This window comes from Anaerococcus sp. Marseille-P9784 (assembly GCF_902500265.1).
Classification (GTDB): Bacteria; Bacillota; Clostridia; order Tissierellales; family Peptoniphilaceae; genus Anaerococcus.
In genome coordinates this window covers 188,738-211,088 of sequence record NZ_CABVOZ010000001.1, presented here as the reverse complement: position 1 = coordinate 211,088, position 22,351 = coordinate 188,738, and the positions used below count along the sequence as shown (strand labels likewise).

General features: G+C 33.7%; 17 protein-coding genes, 1 CRISPR repeat array and 2 other annotated features. All 17 genes read left to right on the top strand.

The features are described 5' to 3' along the window. Window positions 1-49 precede the first annotated feature (49 nt). The 17 genes from GAN53_RS01005 (at window position 50) to GAN53_RS00925 (ending at window position 22,347) form a co-directional block, all read left to right on the top strand. On the top strand, window positions 50-3,202 hold the full coding sequence (locus GAN53_RS01005; RefSeq protein WP_151409187.1) for a hypothetical protein: 3,153 nt from the start codon (window positions 50-52) through the stop codon (window positions 3,200-3,202). A 226-nt stretch (window positions 3,203-3,428) separates the two neighbouring features. Continuing rightward, complete coding sequence (gene cas3, locus GAN53_RS01000; protein ID WP_151409186.1) at window positions 3,429-6,182, top strand: CRISPR-associated helicase Cas3'; 2,754 nt, start codon at window positions 3,429-3,431, stop codon at window positions 6,180-6,182. Further along, window positions 6,169-7,899 (top strand): type I-E CRISPR-associated protein Cse1/CasA, encoded by a 1,731-nt coding sequence (locus tag GAN53_RS00995; protein WP_151409185.1) that lies wholly within the window; start codon window positions 6,169-6,171, stop codon window positions 7,897-7,899. Before cas3 ends, GAN53_RS00995 begins: the two co-directional genes overlap by 14 nt. Further along, entirely contained in the window at window positions 7,868-8,473 is a 606-nt protein-coding gene (gene casB / locus GAN53_RS00990) for a type I-E CRISPR-associated protein Cse2/CasB (RefSeq protein WP_151409184.1), read from the top strand. Before GAN53_RS00995 ends, casB begins: the two co-directional genes overlap by 32 nt. Beyond that, a complete protein-coding gene (cas7e, locus tag GAN53_RS00985) occupies window positions 8,457-9,536 on the top strand; it encodes a type I-E CRISPR-associated protein Cas7/Cse4/CasC (protein ID WP_151409183.1) in 1,080 nt (359 codons plus the stop codon). The genes casB and cas7e overlap by 17 nt, the downstream gene beginning before the upstream one ends. A gap of 9 nt (window positions 9,537-9,545) precedes the next feature. Next, entirely contained in the window at window positions 9,546-10,244 is a 699-nt protein-coding gene (gene cas5e, locus GAN53_RS00980) for a type I-E CRISPR-associated protein Cas5/CasD (protein ID WP_151409182.1), read from the top strand. Window positions 10,245-10,253: 9 nt separating this feature from the next. Then, window positions 10,254-10,913 carry a type I-E CRISPR-associated protein Cas6/Cse3/CasE gene (gene cas6e / locus GAN53_RS00975; protein WP_151409181.1) on the top strand — a complete coding sequence of 220 codons (660 nt, stop codon included), beginning with the start codon at window positions 10,254-10,256 and terminating at the stop codon, window positions 10,911-10,913. Further along, window positions 10,910-11,845: a type I-E CRISPR-associated endonuclease Cas1e gene (cas1e, locus tag GAN53_RS00970; RefSeq protein WP_151409180.1), complete on the top strand. Its 936-nt coding sequence runs from the start codon at window positions 10,910-10,912 to the stop codon at window positions 11,843-11,845. Before cas6e ends, cas1e begins: the two co-directional genes overlap by 4 nt. A 3-nt stretch (window positions 11,846-11,848) precedes the next feature. Further along, window positions 11,849-12,742 (top strand): type I-E CRISPR-associated endoribonuclease Cas2e, encoded by an 894-nt coding sequence (gene cas2e / locus GAN53_RS00965; protein ID WP_151409179.1) that lies wholly within the window; start codon window positions 11,849-11,851, stop codon window positions 12,740-12,742. A gap of 60 nt (window positions 12,743-12,802) precedes the next feature. Further along, a CRISPR array of direct repeats spans window positions 12,803-14,112; the repeat unit is 29 nt; unit sequence GTAATACCCGCACACGCGGGGATGATCCT. Window positions 14,113-14,365: 253 nt separating this feature from the next. Further along, window positions 14,366-14,551, top strand: coding sequence for a hypothetical protein (locus tag GAN53_RS00960; RefSeq protein ID WP_151409178.1), 186 nt, complete (start codon window positions 14,366-14,368; stop codon window positions 14,549-14,551). Window positions 14,552-14,881: 330 nt separating this feature from the next. Continuing rightward, a complete protein-coding gene (locus tag GAN53_RS00955) occupies window positions 14,882-15,823 on the top strand; it encodes a serine hydrolase (RefSeq protein WP_151409177.1) in 942 nt (313 codons plus the stop codon). A 161-nt stretch (window positions 15,824-15,984) separates the two neighbouring features. Next, window positions 15,985-16,223 (top strand) — a binding site (T-box leader). A gap of 66 nt (window positions 16,224-16,289) precedes the next feature. Next, window positions 16,290-17,447 (top strand): ABC transporter substrate-binding protein, encoded by a 1,158-nt coding sequence (locus tag GAN53_RS00950; RefSeq protein ID WP_151409176.1) that lies wholly within the window; start codon window positions 16,290-16,292, stop codon window positions 17,445-17,447. A gap of 92 nt (window positions 17,448-17,539) precedes the next feature. After that, window positions 17,540-17,785: a binding site (T-box leader), on the top strand. A gap of 52 nt (window positions 17,786-17,837) precedes the next feature. Beyond that, complete coding sequence (locus GAN53_RS00945; protein ID WP_151409175.1) at window positions 17,838-18,992, top strand: ABC transporter substrate-binding protein; 1,155 nt, start codon at window positions 17,838-17,840, stop codon at window positions 18,990-18,992. Window positions 18,993-19,000: 8 nt separating this feature from the next. Beyond that, entirely contained in the window at window positions 19,001-19,888 is an 888-nt protein-coding gene (locus GAN53_RS00940; protein WP_099321689.1) for a branched-chain amino acid ABC transporter permease, read from the top strand. Window position 19,889: 1 nt separating this feature from the next. Further along, entirely contained in the window at window positions 19,890-20,864 is a 975-nt protein-coding gene (locus GAN53_RS00935; protein WP_151409174.1) for a branched-chain amino acid ABC transporter permease, read from the top strand. Beyond that, window positions 20,857-21,630, top strand: a complete 774-nt coding sequence (locus tag GAN53_RS00930) for an ABC transporter ATP-binding protein (protein ID WP_151409173.1) — start codon at window positions 20,857-20,859, stop codon at window positions 21,628-21,630. Before GAN53_RS00935 ends, GAN53_RS00930 begins: the two co-directional genes overlap by 8 nt. A gap of 3 nt (window positions 21,631-21,633) precedes the next feature. After that, complete coding sequence (locus GAN53_RS00925) at window positions 21,634-22,347, top strand: ABC transporter ATP-binding protein (protein WP_151409172.1); 714 nt, start codon at window positions 21,634-21,636, stop codon at window positions 22,345-22,347. Window positions 22,348-22,351 lie beyond the last annotated feature (4 nt).

Genomic DNA, 22,351 nt, shown 5'->3' with positions numbered 1-22,351 from the left:
TATAATAGTATTTATTAGCTTAATAGATATATATGAGAAAGGGGAAAAAATGAAAGAAAATAGCATGTTTAAACGATTTATGGCAATATTTGTATCATTAGCTATGATTTTGGGAATGATTCCAGCAAATGTTTTTGCTGATAATGACTTTGAAATGAGCCCACTTGATGTCCCAATCTCTACAAGAGATGCAGAAGGGGATATTGAAAGTGGTAACATAGCTAACAATGCTAGAAATGCTGTTCACGCTTTTGTTGGAGTCCAAACAGGAGGCGATTTAAACTGGGTGCTTTCAGATGTAACAGGTGAACAATTTCAACCCTTAGCTGGAATAAAAGGCTATTTTCAATGGTTTGAAAGAGGAGGATATGTATCTCCAGTTTATTCAGCTATTTCTGATGCCAACGGTAGGCTAAATATAGATTGTAAGCCATACGTTGCATCAGATGGAAAATTAATTAAATTTGATGCTGATCCTACTGTATCAGCTGGTTTTGAAAGATATAAATTTTGGGTAGAAAAAGATACAATTCCTGAAGGATATCAACTTCAATATGTAACAGGAAACCAAGTTATATTTCCCAATTCCGATCTTACCATCACTCAAGGTGGATCTGGTTCTAATGTAGCTAAAAATACTCATGAAAATTGGAAGATACTATTGATGGAAAAACCAAAGTCTTTTATGCATAAAACACCTAGTGAAAATTCTCCACAACAAAGTGGTGGCTATCAGGAAGGAAAGGTATCATGGGATTTTCAATCACCTGTTGGTGGTGTTCACTTTTCTAACGTTGCTAACCATACAGTTGGAGCAGAAGGTGTAACTGTTCGTGCTTCTTATCTATCCGACTATGCTATGAAACAAATTTATAGTGGCGAAACAGCGGCCAAGTTAAGCGTATCAAGAGAAGGTATTCGTGGTAAAGGTTGGACTGCAGCCCTAGAACGTCAACTTCAGGAGTGGATAAAAGAGCAAGTTCAAGCTGATCCTGAAAACTGGATTGCAGAAACTGTTACCGCTCAAACTGATGCCAATGGTGAGTATGTAATTCAATTTAAAGGCATTTGGGGAGATTTGATTAATAGAGATGCTGGACTTAAAGATTACACTTACAAGGTAGGTGATAAAGCAGGTGGAATTGCTATTGGAAATAAGTGGACTCAGGAACAAATTGATCGATTAGGTAAGCTAGCAGATAGTGCATCTGATGGTGTTTTTGCCCTAGGCGAACCTAAAAAGAACCAGATTAAGCATATTAACTACGATTGGATGTTCGTATCAATTGATAACGCCGAAAACCTACGTGTAATGACCCCTTACAACAACAACACATACGCAGCAATGAATAGTGATTGGGGTATTAACGCAGGTTGGTCAGTAGGTGCTGTAAGAACAGGTGTAACTAATGCTTTAACTGCGAAATTAAGATCAGATTTTGCTATCGCTTCACCAGAAATAGATTTTCACATAACTAACTACGATAGCAAGGCGAACACTGCGATTCCTGGCGATATAGCACAGACATCTACCGATGGACTTCCTTATAGCTATAATGGAAATCTTAAATATAGAATTTCTTGGTATGATGATAATGACAAATTAGTAAAAACAGGAACACCACAAATACCAACAGATTTAGGTGAGATTGACTCAGAACCATTTGATACCACGGGTGTAGAAAGAACGACGGAATTTACAGCGAAACTTTACAGATTGGATGAAAATGGTAAAGACGCAGAACTTATTGCTGTGGACTCTTTTACAGTAGAGGTAAGTCATCTGTTTATTTCACGTTACGATGAGGTTAATATTCCAAATCCAAAAGCTGGTGATAAAGAAATGAAAAATGCAAGATATTATGCAACAGACTTACCTAAAGATCTTAATATTACTTTAACAGATGGTACAATTACCGGTAAGGCAAAAACTTCTGGTGTATTTAAAGTAAACTTTAGAACGGTTTTACCAGATGAGTCAGGAGATATTGAAGGAACTAGAAATCGTTATATTGCAGTAACAGACTCACCACTTGCAAAAGGTGAAGTGGGTGTAGCTTATAGCCAAAAAGTTATACCAGAACCAACAAAAGATCCAAAAGAAAAAGACTACGTTTATCATATTAAAAGCGTAAATTTTCTTGATGGTAAAGAAATTGCTGGATTAGCTATAAATGGAGATACTGAAAATGGTTTTACCATTTCTGGAACTCCAACAGAAATAGCAAATGCAACAGAAGATGTTTTAAATGGTGATCCAGGTCCAAATGTTGAAGTTATCTATGATATTTACAAAATAAATGATCAGAATGAGCAAGTTTTGATGGTAAAAAACCACAAAGACCTTGTACCATTACTTATTGAGCCAGAAAGACTAAGATCTGACCCGGTTCAAAAGTATGATGAAGATACCGATAAGCAATATATCGAAGGGACTTTGCCAGAAGGAAAAACTCTACCAAATGGATCAACTGTTGAACTTGTCAAAAAAGTTGGCGATGATTATGTAAAAGTTGACGTGCCAGTTTCAACAGACAATAACAAACTAACAGTTGATGTTAAAAACAACAACATTGTTGATGGAGAAGTATATTATTTTGCAATAACACAACCAGGAAGAGATCCAGCTTATTCAAATAATCCAGTAAAAATCGACAAAAAAATTCCGACTTTAGGAGAATCTGGGAATGAAATTACTTTAGTTCAAGATATATATACTTACAAGGTAAAAATTTCTGCAAGTGCTAGTGACGATTCAGGCATACTAAGACTTTATGCCGAGGAAGATAAAGATTCTGGCTACTATGATAGTCAATCAAAAGAAAAAAGTGCAAATCTTACAGAAAAAATAGAAGATCAGCTAGCAAAAGAAAAGGAGTATAAAGTAACGGCAGTAGATAAGTTTGGCAACAAAAACATAGTCACACAAAATCTCCAGCCAAAAACGCAAAGTCTTGTAATAAATGCAGATAGACCAATTAGCGGTAAGAATTACATCTATGTTAAAGCTAATCCGGGGACAAAACTTAAAATAGAAGTTATAAACTTCGATAAGAGCAAAGCATTAACCATGACTTACACTCAACAATATCAAAGAGATAAAATACAACTTAATTCACTTACTCTAGCTAAGGGACAAAAGGTAAAAATAAGTGCATCTAATGCTACTAATAAAACAACCTTGACAGTTAGAGTAAGATAGTGGGTAAAAATGATATGGTCTTGAAAAATCTTAAGACCTTGGACTTTTTCAAATATTGAAAATTATATGAACCTTCATATCTGGCATTAGTAGCTGGACTTGGAGGTTCATTTTTTAAAAAAAAATTAGGTATAAAAATATCATAGTGGAAAAACCAAGGTCCTATAAAAACGTTTCCATAAGTTTTTATTTTATTATATAATGGTAGGAGAAAGGATTTTTGATTATGGAAAAATATTTGTGGGCTAAGAAAAATAGAGTTAACAATGCTCCTATGTGGTTGCCTTTAACGATGCATTTACAAGATTGTAGTTTAGTATGTGGACTTTTGTATGATCATTGGCTTTCTGATGGAGTTAAGGATTTTTTGATGGAATCTGTCGTTAGCGATATAGAGGATAAGGATGAACTTGTCAAAAATCTATGCAAGTTTTTGGGTGCAAGTCATGATATTGGAAAGGCAACGCCAATTTTTCAGGTTAAAAAATCATTTGATGGCGATTTTGAACTTGATAATTTAATTTTAGATAATCTTAAAAATGCTGGTTTTAAAGATCTTGATACTTATGCCATAGATCAGAAGGAAAATATAGGCCACAATATTAGTGGGCAATATTTTTTGTCAAATTTTGGTGTGAATTTTTGCCTAGCAAACATAGTTGGTGCCCACCATGGTAAACCTATCTCTGATAGTGAGTCTAAAGAATCTTCTTATTTTTCATCTAGTCTTTATCAAGTAGATAATACTAATTCTGATATAGCCATATTTTGGCAAAATTTACAAAAAAATATTTTTGATTGGGCAATTTCAGTCTCTAATTTTTCTAAAGCAGAAGATTTGCCCTTAGTTTCTCAGCCTGGCCAAGTTATTTTGTCTGGGCTTTTAATTATGGCAGACTGGATTGTTAGTAACGAAAGTTATTTTCCTTTAATTCCCATAGATCAACTTGAAACAGATTCCAGTCGAGTTGAAGAAGGTTTTAAAAAATGGCTTTATCAAAGGACAAGAACTTGGCAAGCAGATCCTTATTTTGACGATATTTACCAAAAAAGGTTTGATTTTATAAAAAAACCAAGAGATGCACAAAAAAAGATTTCCGAAGAGATTTCAAAAATTAATGAACCAGGGATTATTATAGAAGCGCCTATGGGCATGGGAAAAACAGAGACGGCTCTTGTTGCAGTTGAAGAACTTGCTCAAAAGACCAATCGCACTGGTATGTTTTTTGCCTTGCCTACTCAAGCTAGCTCAAATGGAATTTTCTCCCGTGTTAAAGGTTGGCTTAATCATATAGAAGGCGAAAAATCGCTTAGATTAATTCACGGCAAAGCTCAGCTTAACGAAGAGTTTTTAGATTTGCCAATTAGTAGAAATATCCACGGAGAAGATGAAGTTTCCGTAAATGAGTGGTTTTCTGGAAGAAAAGTAGCTATACTTGATGATTTTACTGTGGGAACTGTCGATCAAATTTTACTTGCAGCCTTAAAGCAAAAACACCTTATGCTAAGACATTTGGGTTTAGCAAATAAGGTGGTAGTTATAGATGAAGCACATGCGTACGATTCTTACATGAACGTTTATTTAAGCCAAGCCATAAGATGGTTGGGTGCTTACAAGGTACCGGTTGTAATCCTTTCTGCAACCCTTCCAATTTCAAAAAGAAATGCACTTTTAGAAGCCTATATGATTGGCGCAGACCTAGGTTATAGGAGATTAGTAAAGCCAGAAGGCTTTGAAACCAATGAGTCTTACCCACTTCTAACCTACAATGATGGAAAGACTATCAAACAATTTGCTGATTTTAAGAAAGAAGAAGGCACGAATTATCAAATTATTAAGAAAGCAAAAGATCAAAGCCAAGATATAGTTGGCCTAATAAAAGAACTTGCTCCAAATGGAGGAATTGTAGGAGTTATAGTAAATACAGTTAGAAAGGCTCAAGATTTTGCCAAAAAATGTATAGAAGAATTTAAAGCGGAAAATGTAGAAATCTTGCACTCGTCTTTTATAGCAACTGACAGATATCAAAAAGAAAAAGATCTTATAAATTCTATTGGCAAAGATGGCAAGAGACCAAGTTTTAAAATTGTAATTGGTACCCAAGTTATTGAGCAATCTCTTGATATAGATTTCGATATCTTAATTACAGATCTTGCTCCAATGGACTTAATTCTTCAAAGAATGGGAAGGCTTCACAGACATGAGAAAGCCAAAAGGCCAGAAAATCTTAAAAATCCAATAGTTTATGTCTTAAATTGCGGAGGCTATGATTTTGATAAGGGAAGTAGTTTTGTCTATTCGGAATATATTTTATTTAGGAGCGAATATTATCTGCCAGATAAAATTAATTTGCCAAATGACATTTCCCACTTAGTCCAGCTTGTTTATTCCGATGAGGATTTGGATTTAGAAGGAGATTTAAGAGCAAAATATGAGGATTATAAAAATAAAAATTTTATAGAAATTTTAAGAAAAGAATCTGAGGCTGAAGTTTATAGACTTACAAAACCTTTAAAAAAGATAGATGAAAGCAAAAATCTTTCGGATTTTCTAAAAAACTCTAACAAAATTGCCGAATCGTCAGATGTTAGAGCCTCCGCTTATGTGCGTGATAGTAATGATTCTATTGAAGTTATTGCTCTAAAGGCTTGTCAAGGAGGCTATGAATTTTTTGATAGACCAGGACTTTTAGATCCAAGTGACAATAAAACTGCCATGGAAATTGCAAAAAGAACTATAAAACTACCAAATTCAGTATATTACAGTAATGGTGGGTATATAATTGATAAGATAATAGAAGAGCTTGAGGATTATTATCTAGCAAATTTGTCCAGTTGGGATGAGCAAAGCTGGCTAAAAAATTCTCTTGGTATAATTTTTGATGAAAACAATGAATTTAGAATTTTGGATAAAATATTAAGCTACGATAAAAAATTTGGATTAATAGTAAAAAAGGAGGGAGAAAATGAGCGAATTTAATCTAATAGATGAGCCTTGGATATCGGTTGTAACTGACTATAAAGGAAATACTAAGCTTGTTGGACTAAAAGAATTTTTTAAAAATGCCCACACTTACATAGACCTTGCTGGAGAGATGCCGACTCAAGATTTTGCAGTAATGAGGTTTTTACTTGCAATTCTTCACACGGTTTTTTCGAGATATGATTCAAGTGGCAATCCATATGAAATGGTCAAATTAAATGATAAAATGCAGCAGATAGAAAAAATTTACGATGAAGATGAGGAAGATTATGAAGATTTGCTTATGGATACTTGGAAAAATCTATGGCAAGTAGGCGAATTTCCAGAAATAGTAGAAAAATATTTAGAAACTTGGCACGATAGATTTTATCTTTTTGATGGTAAATATCCTTTTTATCAGGTGACGAAAGATGAAATTAATGTTTCAAAGATTAGTAAAGCTAATCCTAGCATGACTTCTGGAAGAAATATAAATAGACTTATATCTGAAAGTGGAAACAAAGTTGCGATTTTTTCACCAAAATATGACAAAGATAATAATAAAGATATTCTAGATTATGATGAGCTTGCAAGATGGCTTATAACTTTCCAATCTTACACAAGTCTATCAGATAAGGTTATATTTGGCAAGGGAAAATATAGAGCTTCTAAGGGTTGGCTTTTTGACTTAGGGGGAGTTTATCTCTCATCAGATAATTTATATAAAACTTTGCTTTTAAATTTACTGCTGGTTAATAGTGTAGATACACAATACAATACAAATATTCAAAAACCTTGCTGGGAATATAGTCCTTTGGAAATAATAGATAAATATTTCAAATCGCCAATTATTGATAATATATCAGAGCTTTATACAAATTGGAGCAGAGCTATTTATATAAATGACCATAATCCTAATAATCCATTTGCTATGGGAATTGTAAAATTACCAGATATTTCGCACGAAGATAATTTTTTGGAGCCAATGACAGTGTGGAGATACAACAATTCAGGTCCAAATAAAGAAAAATTCACCCCAAAAAAGCACCAGCTACAAAAGTCTTTATGGAGATCGTTTGGTTTGATAACAAAAACTGAAGATGCTAATGAAGGAAACTTAAATACAGGAAAAAGAAAGCCTGGCATAATTGAGTGGCTCAATCACATTGAAGATTATATAGGAGATGAGCTTATTAACATAAATGCAGTAAGCATGGAAGATGATGGTAATGCAACCTCATGGCTTCCTACAAATGAAGTAGTTGATAGCTTATCTATTGAAGCAGATATTATCAATGATTTAAAGGATTATGGATGGGTTGTAAGAATTAATCAAACAATAGATAAAACAAAAGAAGTAGTTGACAAAATTTTTAGGTCATTTGTAATTGACATAAAAAAAATTAGAAATATAGAATCTTCTGACTATGTATCAAATTATATAGAATCAATGTATTTTGAATTGGATAAAGCTTTTAGAGACTGGCTTGTAAGCATTGATTATGAGGATAATAAAGATGAAAAGATAGAAATGTGGGAGATAGAATTAAAAAAACTTGTAATTAATGAAGCTTATAAAATCGTAGAAAACGCTGGTCTTAGAGATTTTATGGGAATTATTGAAAATGATTCTATAAAAAATATAGCTACGGCATTTAATGGTTTTATGGTACGAATTAATAAAAATTTAAAAGGAGATATCGATGGAAAATTCCAAATTAAAGCTTTACAGTGAAACGTCGAGGATTTTAAGAATTCTTGATAATTCAAGGGATAAGCCAAGTACAAGAGCAATCTTAGCCAACATTAGAAATTCGATTAACCAAGATTCATTAGCAAATATTGAAGCATTAAGCTTTGTTTTTCAGAATATTTCTGAGGATTTTTTGGGAGATAAGAAACGGTTAAATGATTATGAAAGAGCGATTGTTACAGCTGTTCAGATGTATGCTCTTCATCAACAAGGAAAAATTGATTCGGTATTAAAACTTGATTACAAGGATGGAGAAATTAGAGAAAATCTAAGTCATGCTTTAAGATCATTGAGGGGTGAAGATAGTAAAGCTATCGATAGAAGATTTAATGCCATGATTACATCTAGCAATTTTAGTGAACTTACCAACCACCTTAGACAAATGATAAAGCTTTTGAAAGCAAAATCAGATGCCAAGGTCGATTATGCAAGTCTTGCTGACGACTTGTATTGGTTTTTAAAAAATCAAAAAGACGGAGTAAAGATTAAATGGTCAAGATCATATTACAAATATAGAAAAAATGAAGGAGAAAATCAAAATGCAAAAAACAATTAATCAAAGACTATTTCTAGACATTCACGCTATCCAAACTATGCCACCAGCAAATATCAATAGAGACGACACAGGAAGTCCAAAGACTGCTCAATATGGTGGAGTTACAAGAGCAAGAGTTAGCTCTCAAAGCTTTAAAAGAGCTATGAGAAAATATTTTAACGATAATGGAGATATAGGGAATGTTGGAATTCGTTCTCTTGAAATTGTAAAGTACATAGCAAATAAAATAATTGATAAAGATGAATCAATATCTTTAGAAAATGCTATGGATATGGCTGAAAAAACCTTAAATGCTGCTAAAATTTCAACCAAAGACCAAAAAGCAAAGGCACTGTTTTTTATAAGCGATAAGCAAGCAGACAAACTTGCAAAGGCAACCATTGACCAAATTAGTGATAGAAAAATTCTGCAAGGTATTTTAAATGAAGATTGCTCTATTGATATAGCTTTGTTTGGTCGAATGGTTGCAGATGATCCCTCACTTAATGAAGATGCTTCATCTCAAGTGGCTCATGCAATCTCTACTCATGCTATCCAAAGTGAATTTGATTTCTTTACTGCTGTTGATGACCTAGCACCAGAAGATAATCAAGGCGCAGGTATGCTTGGCACAGTTGAATATAATTCGTCAACTCTCTACCGTTATGCCAATATTGCAATCCATGATTTTTATAGACAACTAGCTGATAAAGAAAACACCGTAAATGCAACAAAACTTTTCCTAGAAGCTTTTGTAAAATCAATGCCTACTGGGAAAATTAACACTTTTGCCAACCAAACCCTACCTCAAGCTGTAGTTGTAAGTTTAAGAACTGATAGACCTTTAAATATGGTAAGTGCTTTTGAAGAGCCAATCAAATCAGAAAATGGTTATGTAGAAAAATCTATTGAAAGACTTTTTTCTGAATATACAAAATACGATAAAATTCTTGATAAACCAATATTTACAGGCTATTTACTAGTAAATGACCAAAGAGTAAATGAAATCGGAAAGGCAGAAGAAAATTTAAAGGAATTAATAGCTGACTTAGAAACAGAACTTAATAAAAATTTAGAAGATTAGGTGATAGTTTTGAAAACTATATTATTAAGACTTAAAGGTCCCATGCAATCATGGGGCACTTCATCGCGTTTTGAAACTAGAACTAGCGATTATTATCCGTCAAAATCTGCAGTAATAGGGATAATAGCGGCAAGCCTTGGATATAGGCGAGATGAAGATGAAAAAATTCAAAAGTTAAATGATTTGGACTTTGCAGTTCGCATAGACCAAGAAGGAATTTTGCAAAAAGATTATCATATTGCAAGAAGTTATAAGGCTAATGGCAATATTGATAGAACTTATGTAACTAAGCGTTATTACATGGAAGATGCTGTTTTTGTTGTAGCAATTTCTAATGAAGATGATATTTGGATTGATGAAATCCTTAATGGTCTAAAATATCCGTATTTTCAAGTTTTCATGGGTAGACGTTCTTGTCCAATTCCAGCTGATTTTATAATCAAAACAAGTGATGAAGATCCAATCAAAGCTTTAGAAAACTTAGAATGGCAGGCAGCAGCTTGGTATAAAAATAAACACAAAAATTACCGAGCAGATATTTATGCAGATAAAGATTTAATCGTTGATAAAGAAGCTTGCAAAAGAAATGACAGAGTGATTTCTTTCTCTCAAAAAGAACGTAAATTTGCGCCGAGATTTGAAGTAAGAAAAAGCATAGAAATGGCAAGTGGTGAAGAAAAATCACTGGACTTTTTTGAAAGTATATAGGGGCGAAAAATGTATTTATCAAAAGTAGAAATAGATATAAATAATCGCAAAAAAATGAGAGATTTAAAACACCTTGGCTGCTATCATGGTTGGATTGAAGATTCTTTTCTAGAAGAGAGAGAAAAATCAACAGATAAACGCTCTAGAAAATTATGGAGAATAGATAAAGTTGATCAAAAATATTTTCTTTTGATTCTTAGTGAAAAAAAACCTGACTATGAAAAGCTTGAAAAATATGGATTTAAAAATTCTGCTACCAGCAAAGATTATGACCAATTTCTAGACTCTTTAGAAGAAGGCTTGAGAGCAAGATTTAGAATAAAACTTAATACAGTAAAATCTCATTCGGATAGAAATAAATACAAAAAACGTGGCAGAATCTTACCAGTTGCCTTAGATGAACTCGATTCATTTTTCCTTGAAAAAGCTTTAAAAAATGGCTTTGCTGTAAAAGATGATGAATTTGCCATAACAAATAGAGATGAAGAATTTTTTATGCATGGCGATGAAAAAGATAAGAAAAAATCCAAGCAAACCATTGTAAGTGCAACTTACGAGGGAATTTTGACAATCACCGATTTAGAAAAATTTAAGCAAGGGCTTGTAAATGGAATCGGCAAGAAAAAAGCTTATGGTTGTGGATTTTTGACCATAATTCCAATAAAATGAAAAAAATATCGGGTGCAAAAAAGACCCAATTAAACGAACTTCCAAGAATTTCCGATAGGGTAAGTTTTATATATGTAGAACATTCAAAAATCAACAGAATTGATAGTGCAATAACTGTTAGCGACTATCGAGGAATGGTAAATATTCCTTGCTCGATAATAGGACTTCTAATGCTAGGACCAGGCACAGAAATAAGTCATAGAGCTATGGAAATTTTGGGAGATGTTGGTACATCGGTTATTTGGGTAGGAGAAAGAGGAGTAAGATATTATGCTCATGGCAGAAGTCTTGCCCATTCAACAAAATTACTTGAAAAACAAGCAAAACTAGTTTCAAATACTAGAAATAGGCTTGATGTTGCAAGAAAAATGTACGCCATGCGATTTAAAAATGAAGATGTAAGCAAACTAACCATGCAACAACTTCGTGGCAGAGAAGGATCAAGGATTAGAAAAATTTATCGAGACCTATCCAAAAAATACCAAGTCCAATGGGATGGTAGAGATTATAAAATTGATGATTTCGATGCATCAAATGATGTCAACAAAGCACTTTCCTCAGCAAATGTTTGCTTATATGGACTTTGTCATAGCATAATAGTTGCCCTAGGAATGTGTCCTGGACTTGGCTTTGTCCATACCGGTCATGACAAATCTTTCGTTTATGATATAGCAGATTTGTATAAGGCAGATTTAACCATACCACTAGCATTTGAATTAGCTGCAAAAGAAGAAAAAGAAGATGAAATTTCAAAGCTTGCAAGATTAAAATTGCGAGATAAATTGGTCGATGGGAAAATAATGCAACAAATTGTCAAAGACTTACAATATCTAATGGATATTTCCGAAGATGAGGAAATTTCTTTGGATATAATAGAACTTTGGGATGATAAAAATGAAAATGCAAAATATGGAATAAGTTATAGAGAGTAAAAAATGCCACTTACAGTAATCACTTTGAAAAATTGCCCTCTCTCCCTAAGAGGAGATTTGACAAAATGGATGCAAGAAATATCAACTGGTGTATACATTGGAAATTTCAACAGCAAAGTCAGAGAGAAACTTCGGGAGCGTGTCGTTGATAGTGTTGGAATAGGCGAAGCAACCATGAGCTATGCATATAGAAATGAGATAGGATACAATTTCCAAACTCACAATTGCTCAAAAATACCAATAAATTTTGACGGGATACCACTAGTATTAAGCCCCCAAAAAATTTCTAGTGATAAATTAGAAACTAAGCACGGATTTTCCAAAGCTTCCAAAATGAGAAAAGCAAAGAAATATAATACTAAGGAAAAAACATCTAAAGAAAACAAAGAGCCCTATGTAATAATTGACCTAGAAACAAGCGGTCTTGACTCAATTAATGATCGAATAATAGAAATAGCTGCAATCAAAGTTTCCAAAGAAACTAAGCAATATAGCTGTTTTGTGAAACAAGATATAAAATTATCACAAACAATAAAAAATTTGACAGGAATAGATGAAGATCAACTAAAAAATGGCAAAGAAGAATCAAAAGCCATAAATGAGCTAGTAGAATTTGTCGGAAATTACCCAATAATTGGCTATAATATAAACTTTGACCTTAAATTTATTAACGAAGCATTAAAACGCCAATCAAAAAATAAAATACCAAACAAAACTTATGATCTAATGAAATATGTAAAAAATGAAAAAATCTTTCTAAATAATTATAAATTAGAAACGGTCTTAAAAGAATATGGGATAGAAGAAAAAGTACCACATAGAGCCTTGGCAGATGCAAAAATAATACAAAAGCTTTTAGACAAAGTAGATGAGTTGGCAAGTAAATTAAATTCATAAAGTGAATAAAAATTAGAACAAGCAGATCGTAAAATAAGCTAATAAGAGGGATTTTTTACTGTAATACCCGCACACGCGGGGATGATCCTAATTAATTCTAGTTTTTGGCAATATGGTTTTGGTAATACCCGCACACGCGGGGATGATCCTAACTCAAGTTGATGTAAGGCGACTTGATCAAAGTAATACCCGCACACGCGGGGATGATCCTGCAAGTTGGAATGAAAACACTTGTAAACCGTAGTAATACCCGCACACGCGGGGATGATCCTGCCAACAATCACTATTTGGGCGGGTAAAATTGGTAATACCCGCACACGCGGGGATGATCCTTTCGGACAAAGAATTAAATCTGTAATGATTCCGTAATACCCGCACACGCGGGGATGATCCTGGGATTTTATACTTTCACAATCCGGAACAAATGTAATACCCGCACACGCGGGGATGATCCTTTGCCTATCAATTTGCCCATCATTTTGAGAAAGTAATACCCGCACACGCGGGGATGATCCTAAATCGGTGAATACCCCCTAATTTTGAATATTGTAATACCCGCACACGCGGGGATGATCCTCCATATTCTTTTTTCTTTATTCTCGCTAATTCGTAATACCCGCACACGCGGGGATGATCCTCAAAACTAATGTCTAAAGAATTAAAAGGTGAAGTAATACCCGCACACGCGGGGATGATCCTCCATCTTGCTTTTTAGTTGCAAAACAATACTGGTAATACCCGCACACGCGGGGATGATCCTACAATCCAGATACCGAGGGCAGGACAAGGCTTGTAATACCCGCACACGCGGGGATGATCCTGAGGCTTCACTTGCTAATGAACAAGTTTTTGAGTAATACCCGCACACGCGGGGATGATCCTAATTGATGAATAATTTTTGTAAAAAAGATGATGTAATACCCGCACACGCGGGGATGATCCCTTCGCTTGAATCAAGGTCTATTACTGCGTGTGGTAATACCCGCACACGCGGGGATGATCCTATGACTGAAAAAACAAAAGATCGTATTAAAGAGTAATACCCGCACACGCGGGGATGATCCTAAAAAAGTTGATGAGATTTATACAAAATTAAAGTAATACCCGCACACGCGGGGATGATCCCATTTCTTCCATCGCTTTTTTATAAAAACCCTTGTAATACCCGCACACGCGGGGATGATCCTGATCCATACGGTGGGATTAATAGGAACTGTTTGTAATACCCGCACACGCGGGGATGATCCTGCGGATAAGCAGTTTATGAAGTTTATTGAGGAGTAATACCCGCACACGCGGGGATGATCCTAAAGATTTGATCAAAGATTTGGAAGATAGGAAGTAATACCCGCACACGCGGGGATGATCCTAAGCCACCCTGTCGCAGCAAAAAACAATGTCAGTAATACCCGCACACATAGGGGAGTGAATCCTTAAACGAAAGCTACTATGATGATGCAATTAATCTTTATTCTTTAGAATTCTTTGATGGCACTTTAGTAGATGTAGATGCAAGGGTTTTTGATGGAAAAGAAATTGATGAGTACTTTTTCGATGATGAAGAAAATTTCAACCTTGCTATAGAAGAAGGGGAGATTAGAGAATAATAAAAGGAGATATAAGATGACAGAAAAAAAGACAAGCGAAGCACAAAGGAGAGCTACTAAAAAATGGGAGGAAAACAATCCTGAAAGAAAAAGATATTTAAGATATAGATCTAATGCAAGAACTTTTGTAAGGCATTGGGCAACGCAAGAAGATTTTGAAGAATTAGAAGAAATATTCAAAGATAATATTAAAAAAAGATAAAGGAGAGTTTTATGTCCTTCTAATTTTGTATGTTGGCAACTAAAGCTGTTTACAGCTATTTAGAGAGGCACAAAGCAGGTAAATTACAAGCCTTGTTGGGATTACAACATGTGGTAAGCATTTATGCCCGCACACGCGGGCTTTATTTTACTTTAACTAGTTTAATTTTGATAGTTAAAAATCACATATAATTGAATTATACAAATGTTTACTATAGAAAGTTTAAAATCAATTTAATTAATCTTTTGTATAATTATTTTAATATATTGCAAACCCATTTTAATATTGTATAATTATATATTAATAAATATATAAATAGGTGGATTCAATATGAAAAAAGTTAAAAATAAAGGAAAAGTTATTTTTATTATAGGACTTATTGTTTTAGTTTTTTTGCTTGCTATATTAGGTCCATATAAGAATAGAATTTTACGATCTAGAACTTTTAGAAAATTTTATGATAGAATCGATTTTGCACTTGACACAAAGGAGCTAAAAATCCCTGAGGATGCTCTTTCATTTTCGGTTTATGACATAAATAATGACAAATATTTATTTTATGAAGGTGCTGGACAATTGCCTACTGTTGCAAGTTTGTCTAAACTTTTTGCCATTGATTATGCTATGACTAAGGTAAAACTGGATGATACTATTGAAGTTAATCAAGATATCTTAGACCTTGTTCCTAGTGACTCATCTTTAGCTGATTTAAAAGTTGGCAAATACACAACTAAGCAAATAATGCAAGCTATGCTTGTCCCATCTGGCAATGATGCTGCTTATGCTTTGGCATATAATATTGGCAAAAATGACCTGGGAGATGGTTATAGTGCAAAAGAATATGTGGATTATTTTGTAAAAAATCTCAGCCAATATTTAGCAAATGAGGGTTATAGTAAAACTCATTTGTTTGATCCGAGTGGATTTTCAACCCAGGCTGATACCAATTTAGATGATATTAATAGAGTGACTCTTAAACTTATTGATTATGATTTTGTCAAAGAATGTATGGGAGAAAGTTCCTTTACCATAAAAACTGACCAAGGAGATATTACTTGGAAAAATACTAATGAATTTTTGGATAAAAAATCAGCATTTTACAATGAAGATATCAAGGGTGTCAAAACTGGAACTATGGCTTCATCCTATAATCTAATTGCCTTGTATGAGAAAAATGGCGAGAAATATTTAATAACTTGTTTGGCATCTCATACAAATGAGGATAGATATAAGGCTGTCCAAGCTGCTATTAATTCGATAATAAATAAATGATTTCCTAGCTTTAATGCTAGGATTTTTTATAATTTAATTTCTGAAGAGTCTTTTTTTACCAAGTTTATCTTTAATTTTTGACTGGAAAGATAAATAATTATAAATTATTTTGTAAATAAATTTGACATTTAATTTTTTTGTGGTTATAATACTATTATCAATTAAAAGCGATGAAGTGGAAGAGTAATTGAGTATTATTTTTATAGAGAGGTATCAGTTGGTGAAAGATACTAAAATAAATTCAATGAATATCCCCACCAAGCCAAACGTCGATATGTAGACGCTTTCGGGTACTCCCGTTACAGAGTTAATCATTAACTTGATCTAAGTGCATCAAACGATGAAAAAGAGTGGTACCGCGGATGGTATATTATTATTAAATTTACCCTTCGTCTCTTTAGCCAAAAGGCAGAAGAGACGGAGGTTTTTTTTCTGCCAATATTAATACATTTAGGAGGAAATAAAAATGTTAAAAAGAAAGTTATTGGCTCTAGCCTTTGCGACAATGTTTACTTTTACAGCTTGTGGTAATGATACAAATGATAAGGCAAAAGAAGAATCAGATGTAATAAAATTAGGAAATTCTGGTCCACTAACAGGTCCTTTGTCAATTTATGGTATAACTACAGAAAATGGAATAAAACTTGCCATCGATGAAATCAACGAAGCAGGCGGAATTGACGGCAAAAAAATCGAATGGACAGGTCTTGACGATAAGGGAGAGATAACAGAAGCTGTTACAAATTATAACAAACTTATGGAAGATGGAGCTAATGCAATTTTAGGTGGCGTTCCATCAAAGCCTGCTCTAGCTATGGCGGAATCCGCAGCAAAAGATGAAATTGTTTATATAACCCCTACTGGAACTCAAGCAAATATAACAGAGGGTAAAGATAATGTATTTAGAACTTGCTTTACAGATCCTTTCCAAGGGGAAGTTTTAGCAAATCTTGCAAAAAACAATTTGAAGGCAACTAAAGTTGCTATCCTAAAAAATCAATCTTCAGATTATTCTATGGGAATTGCCGATGTATTTAAGCAAAAAGCAGAAGAAGATGGCATGGAAATTGTAGCTGATGAAGCTTATGGAGATAACGACACAGATTTCAAGGCTCAACTTACAAAAATAAAATCTTCTAACCCAGATGTTTTATTAATCCCTGATTATTATGAAAAAGTAGCTCTAATAGCCTCACAAGTTAGAGATGCAGGTATTGAATCAACTCTTATAGGTGCTGATGGTTGGGATGGAGTGCTTTCTGTAATGGATAAGTCATCTTATAAAGACATAGAGGGATCATATTTTTCTAATCAATTTTCATTAGATGATCCATCTGAGAAAAACCAAAATTTCATCAAAGCTTACAAGGAAAAATACAAAGATGGCCCTACAACTTTTGCAGCTGAAGGTTATGACACTGTTTACTTGTATAAACAAGCCGTAGAAGAAGCCAAAACTAGCAAATGGGATGAGGTTGTAAAAACATTAAAAGCTATCAAGTTTGAAGGAATCACTGGATCTTTTACTTTTGATGAAAACAACAACCCAATTAAGACAGCCAAAATTATAAAGATAGATGAAGGAAAATATAAATTCGACTCAGAAGTAGAAAGTGATAAGTAAGCAAATTTTGCCGATTATAATAATAAAAATACAAATTTAGGTATTATTATAAAAAAATCATTGACAAAGCCTATTTATGATACTATAATACAAACAAAGCAATGAAGTGGAGTAAGTATAAGAAATTTATTTTACAGAGAGGTATCGTAAGCTGGAAGATACTAAATAGACTCTTAGAAACTAGCCATCAAGCCAATCGTTGAAATAGTAGTAGGCGTTTTCGGGAACTCCCGTTACAGAGTTATTCATTAAATTGATTAGAGAGCATCAAATGATGAAGAAGAGTGGTACCGCGGAGATGGTTTTAAATATGTATAATAATACCCTTCGTCTCTTCTACCTATGGTAGGAAAGACGGAGGGTTTTTTCTACCAAATTTGGAGGAAAAAAATGAAAAACAAAATGAAACTTTTATCAATCGTACTTGCAGCATTTACAATTTTTACAGCTTGTGCCAATGGAGAGAATCAAAAATCAGAAGACGATTCGACAATTAAAATCGGCTCAACATTTCCACTTACAGGCCAATACTCAAATTATGGGACTTCGACCCTTAATGGAATACAAATGGCAATTGATGAAATTAATAAAAATGGTGGAATTAAGGGCAAAGAAATTAGCCTTGAATCTATGGATGACAAGGGCGAAATTACCGATTCTGTAACAAGTTATAACAAATTAGTTGAAGATGGAGTTAGTGCTATTATTGGAACTAATACTTCAACTCCGTCAAATGCAATAGCAGAAGCTTCTCAAAAAGATGTAATTCCAGTTATAACTCCTACTGGTACAGAAGAAAGTATTACAGCTGGAAAAGCAAATGTCTTTAGAGCTTGCTTTACCAATCCTTATCAAGGAAATCTATTGGCGATTTTTGCTAAAGATACCCTAAAAGCAAAAACTGCAGCAATTTTAGTTAATACTTCATCAGATTATTCAACAGGAATTGCCCAAGCTTTTGAAGATAAGGCCAAAGAACTTGGAATAGAAGTTTTGGCTAAGGAAAATTATGGAGATAATGATACAGATTTTAAAGCTCAATTGACATCAATTGCCAAAGTCAAGGCTGATGTTTTGCTTTTGCCAGAATATTATGAGAAATTAGCACTTATTACCCCTCAAGCAAGAGATGCAGGAATTACTTCTTACTTTTTGGGAGGCGATGGTTGGGATGGAATTATCAAAACAATGGATAAATCAAGTATGGATGTGATAGAAAAATCATATTTTACCAACCATTTCTCAATAGAAGATAAAGATAAAAAAGTAGCTGAATTTGTCAAAAATTATAAGGAATTTTACAAAGAAGATCCTACAGCTTTTTCTGCACTTGGCTATGACACAGTTTATATGATAAAAGAAGCTTTTGAAAAAGCATCTAGTGATTCTAATGAAGATAGGATAAAAGCACTAAAAGAACTAAATTTTGACGGTATAACTGGCAAATTTAGCTTTGATGAAAATAACAACCCTCAAAAAGCTGCCTCAATAATGAGAATAGAAAATGGAGAATATAGATTTGATTCTATTGTAAATCCAAGATAGGAGAAAATATGGATTTTATAAGTCAATTGTTTAATGGCTTGCAGCTAGGTAGTATTTACGCCCTAGTTGCTCTAGGCTATACTATGGTTTATGGTATAGCCAAATTAGTTAATTTTGCACACGGAGATATTATTATGGTTGGCTCCTATGTAATATCAATTTTTATACAAGCTATGGCTATAAGCCTTGGCCTACCTTTGTGGCTTAGCTTTATACCAGCTGTAATAGTTTGTACTCTGCTTGGAGTTACTATAGAAAGAGTTGCTTACAGACCTTTGAGAAATTCTTCTCCAGTTTCCTTGCTAATAACGACAATAGGGGTGAGTTTGTTTTTGCAAAATCTATTTGTAAAAATTTTCACATCTTCTGCAAGACCAATTCCAGCAATTTTTGATAATAAATCATTGGATTTTGGATCAGTTCACTTATCATTTGCAACTATAATTACTATAGTTTCAACGATTGTTTTAACTTACATTTTGCATTTGTTTATAAATAATACCAAAGAAGGCAAGTCAATGATTGCTGTTAGTGAAGATTATGGAGCAAGCGAGCTTGTTGGAATTAATGTAAACAAAGTTATGTCCATGACCTTTGCTATTGGTTCAGCTCTTGCAGGAATTGCATCACTTCTTTATGTATCAAGCTATCCTCAAATTCAACCTTTTATGGGTTCTATGCTTGGAATTAAAGCCTTTACGGCAGCAGTTCTCGGTGGAATAGGTTCAATTCCTGGAGCGGTTATTGGTGGACTTATTCTTGGGATGATAGAAGTTTTGACAAGAGCTTATTTATCAAGTGCTTATGCTGATGCGATTGTATTTATGGTTTTAATTTTGGTTTTATTGATCCAACCTAATGGCCTACTTGGTAAGATGGATAAGGAGAAAGTTTGATATGTCAAGAGAAAAAAGACTTTCATATATAATCTCAACTCTTCTAGTCTTAGCCTTATTTTTGATATTAGAAGTTTTGATAAGAGGAAAAATAATAAGCAGATATTGGGAAAGTATCCTTATTTTAATTTGTATCAATATAATAATGGCAACAAGCCTTAACCTTACCGTTGGTGTTTTAGGGCAAGTAAACTTAGGCCATGCTGGTTTTATGGCAATTGGAGCTTACACAGCTGGAATTTTTTTGAAAAGCACAAATATGAGTGGATTTTTAGGATTTTTAATTAGCTTAGTTCTAGCAGCTCTTGCATCTGGAATTTTTGGGGTTTTGATTGGACTTCCAATTTTAAGGTTAAGAGGAGATTATCTAGCAATTGTAACTTTGGCCTTTGGAGAAATTATTAGAGTTGTAATTGAAAATGTCGATATAACTGGTGGAGCTCAGGGTATGGCAGGAATACCAACAATAAAAAGCTTTGCTATATTTTTCTTTGTAACAGTTTTAACAATTGCAATGATTTTTACCTACGCTGACAGTAGACATGGTAGAGCTGTTTTGTCGATTAGAGATAATGAATTGGCAGCTGAAGCTTGCGGAATAAACATAACAAAATACAAGACTTTTGCCTTTACCCTATCTGCAGTTTTTGCAGGCATTGCTGGAGCCTTGTATGCACAAAGTATAGGAGTAATAGCAGCAAATATTTTTAACTATAACAAAAGCTTTGACTACTTGGTAATGGTAGTTCTTGGTGGAATTGGTTCAATAACAGGGGCTATGATCTCATCAGTTGGACTTACGATTTTGCCAGAAATTTTAAGACCTTTGGCTGAATGGAGAATGGTAATATATGCTGTAATCCTTATACTTGTAATGATTTTTAGGCCGCAAGGTTTGCTTGGTAGAAAAGAATTTTCTATAAGAAAATTTTTAAAGATGGATAAGTACGAAAAAGGAGATGTAGAAAATGACTGAAAATTTATTAACAGTAAAAAATGTTGGCATTTCCTTTGGAGGACTAAAGGCTGTAAATGATATAAATTTTACCATGAAAAAAGGAGAGCTTCTTGGCTTAATTGGACCAAATGGAGCAGGAAAAACCACCTTATTTAATATGCTTTCAGGAGTTTATACCCCAACTGAAGGAGAGATATTTCTTGAAGATAAAAAAATCAACGGACTAAGACCTGATAAGCTTTCTAAGGAAGGAATTGCGAGAACTTTTCAAAATATCAGACTTTTTGACAATCTTACAGTTCTTGATAATGTAAAACTTGCCATGAACCAATATATGGATTATGGAGTTTTAACTGGAATGTTTAGACTTCCTAAATATTGGAGCGAGGAAAAATCAGCCAGTAAAAAAGCGAGAGAAATCCTTGAGATTTTTGATCTAGAAAAATATTTCAGGGCCTTTGCAGGATCTCTTCCTTATGGAGCACAAAGAAAACTTGAAATAGCAAGAGCTATGGCAACTCGTCCTAAACTTTTGCTTTTAGATGAGCCAGCTGCAGGTATGAATGATACAGAAACAAAAGATTTGATGGAATCAATAAAGATGATAAGAGATAAAACGAATATTGGAATCTTGTTGATAGAGCATGATATGAATTTAGTTCTTGGCATATCCGAAGAATTGATAGTCCTTAACCATGGAGAAATTTTAGCAAAGGGCAAACCTAGCGATGTCATAAATAAACAAGAAGTTATAAGAGCATATCTAGGTAGTGAAAGGAATTAGCCTATGAGTTTATTAAAAGTAGAAGATTTAAACGTTTATTATGGAAATATTCACGCTCTAAAGGGAATTTCTTTGGAAGTTGAAAAAGGCGAAGTGGTTTCTCTTATTGGAGCAAATGGAGCTGGAAAAACCACAACTTTGCAAGCAATTTCTGGACTATTGCCAGTAAAAGCAGGCGATATCATTTTTAAAAACAATTCTATATTAAAACAAAAAGCTTTCAAAAGAACGAGAATGGGCATAGCTCAAGTCCCAGAAGGCAGGAGAATTTTTCAAGGGATTTCAGTAGAAGACAATCTAAAAATAGGGGCGATATCAGTAGATGCTAGTAGCGAAGATGACAAAATTGAAATGGATAAAATTTTCGAACTTTTTCCAGTATTAAAAGAAAGAAAAAAGCAAAAAGCTGGTACTCTTTCTGGTGGAGAACAGCAAATGCTAGCCATGGGCAGAGCCTTGATGCTAAGGCCTGAAGTATTGCTATTAGATGAACCTTCAATGGGACTTTCGCCTATATTTGTTGATAAAATATTTAAAACTATTGAAATATTAAAAGAGCAAAAAAGAACCATACTTTTGGTAGAACAAAATGCCAACCTTGCTCTAGAAATAGCAGATAGGGGCTATGTTTTGGAAACAGGAAAAATCGTAAAAGAAGGATCTGCAAAAGATCTTAGAACTGATCCTGACGTAAAAGCTGCATATCTTGGAATATAAGAAA

Bases quoted from the DNA above. Each gene is read 5' to 3' on its own strand.
- cas1e (WP_151409180.1), top strand. From the start codon at position 10,910: ATGAAAAAAATATCGGGTGCAAAAAAGACCCAATTAAACGAACTTCCA.
- GAN53_RS00940 (WP_099321689.1), top strand. From the start codon at position 19,001: ATGGATTTTATAAGTCAATTGTTTAATGGCTTGCAGCTAGGTAGTATT.
- cas2e (WP_151409179.1), top strand. From the start codon at position 11,849: ATGCCACTTACAGTAATCACTTTGAAAAATTGCCCTCTCTCCCTAAGA.
- cas3 (WP_151409186.1), top strand. From the start codon at position 3,429: ATGGAAAAATATTTGTGGGCTAAGAAAAATAGAGTTAACAATGCTCCT.
- casB (WP_151409184.1), top strand. From the start codon at position 7,868: ATGGAAAATTCCAAATTAAAGCTTTACAGTGAAACGTCGAGGATTTTA.
- GAN53_RS01005 (WP_151409187.1), top strand. From the start codon at position 50: ATGAAAGAAAATAGCATGTTTAAACGATTTATGGCAATATTTGTATCA.
- GAN53_RS00925 (WP_151409172.1), top strand. From the start codon at position 21,634: ATGAGTTTATTAAAAGTAGAAGATTTAAACGTTTATTATGGAAATATT.
- GAN53_RS00995 (WP_151409185.1), top strand. From the start codon at position 6,169: ATGAGCGAATTTAATCTAATAGATGAGCCTTGGATATCGGTTGTAACT.
- GAN53_RS00955 (WP_151409177.1), top strand. From the start codon at position 14,882: ATGAAAAAAGTTAAAAATAAAGGAAAAGTTATTTTTATTATAGGACTT.
- GAN53_RS00950 (WP_151409176.1), top strand. From the start codon at position 16,290: ATGTTAAAAAGAAAGTTATTGGCTCTAGCCTTTGCGACAATGTTTACT.
- cas6e (WP_151409181.1), top strand. From the start codon at position 10,254: ATGTATTTATCAAAAGTAGAAATAGATATAAATAATCGCAAAAAAATG.
- GAN53_RS00930 (WP_151409173.1), top strand. From the start codon at position 20,857: ATGACTGAAAATTTATTAACAGTAAAAAATGTTGGCATTTCCTTTGGA.
- GAN53_RS00960 (WP_151409178.1), top strand. From the start codon at position 14,366: ATGACAGAAAAAAAGACAAGCGAAGCACAAAGGAGAGCTACTAAAAAA.
- cas7e (WP_151409183.1), top strand. From the start codon at position 8,457: ATGCAAAAAACAATTAATCAAAGACTATTTCTAGACATTCACGCTATC.
- GAN53_RS00935 (WP_151409174.1), top strand. From the start codon at position 19,890: ATGTCAAGAGAAAAAAGACTTTCATATATAATCTCAACTCTTCTAGTC.
- GAN53_RS00945 (WP_151409175.1), top strand. From the start codon at position 17,838: ATGAAAAACAAAATGAAACTTTTATCAATCGTACTTGCAGCATTTACA.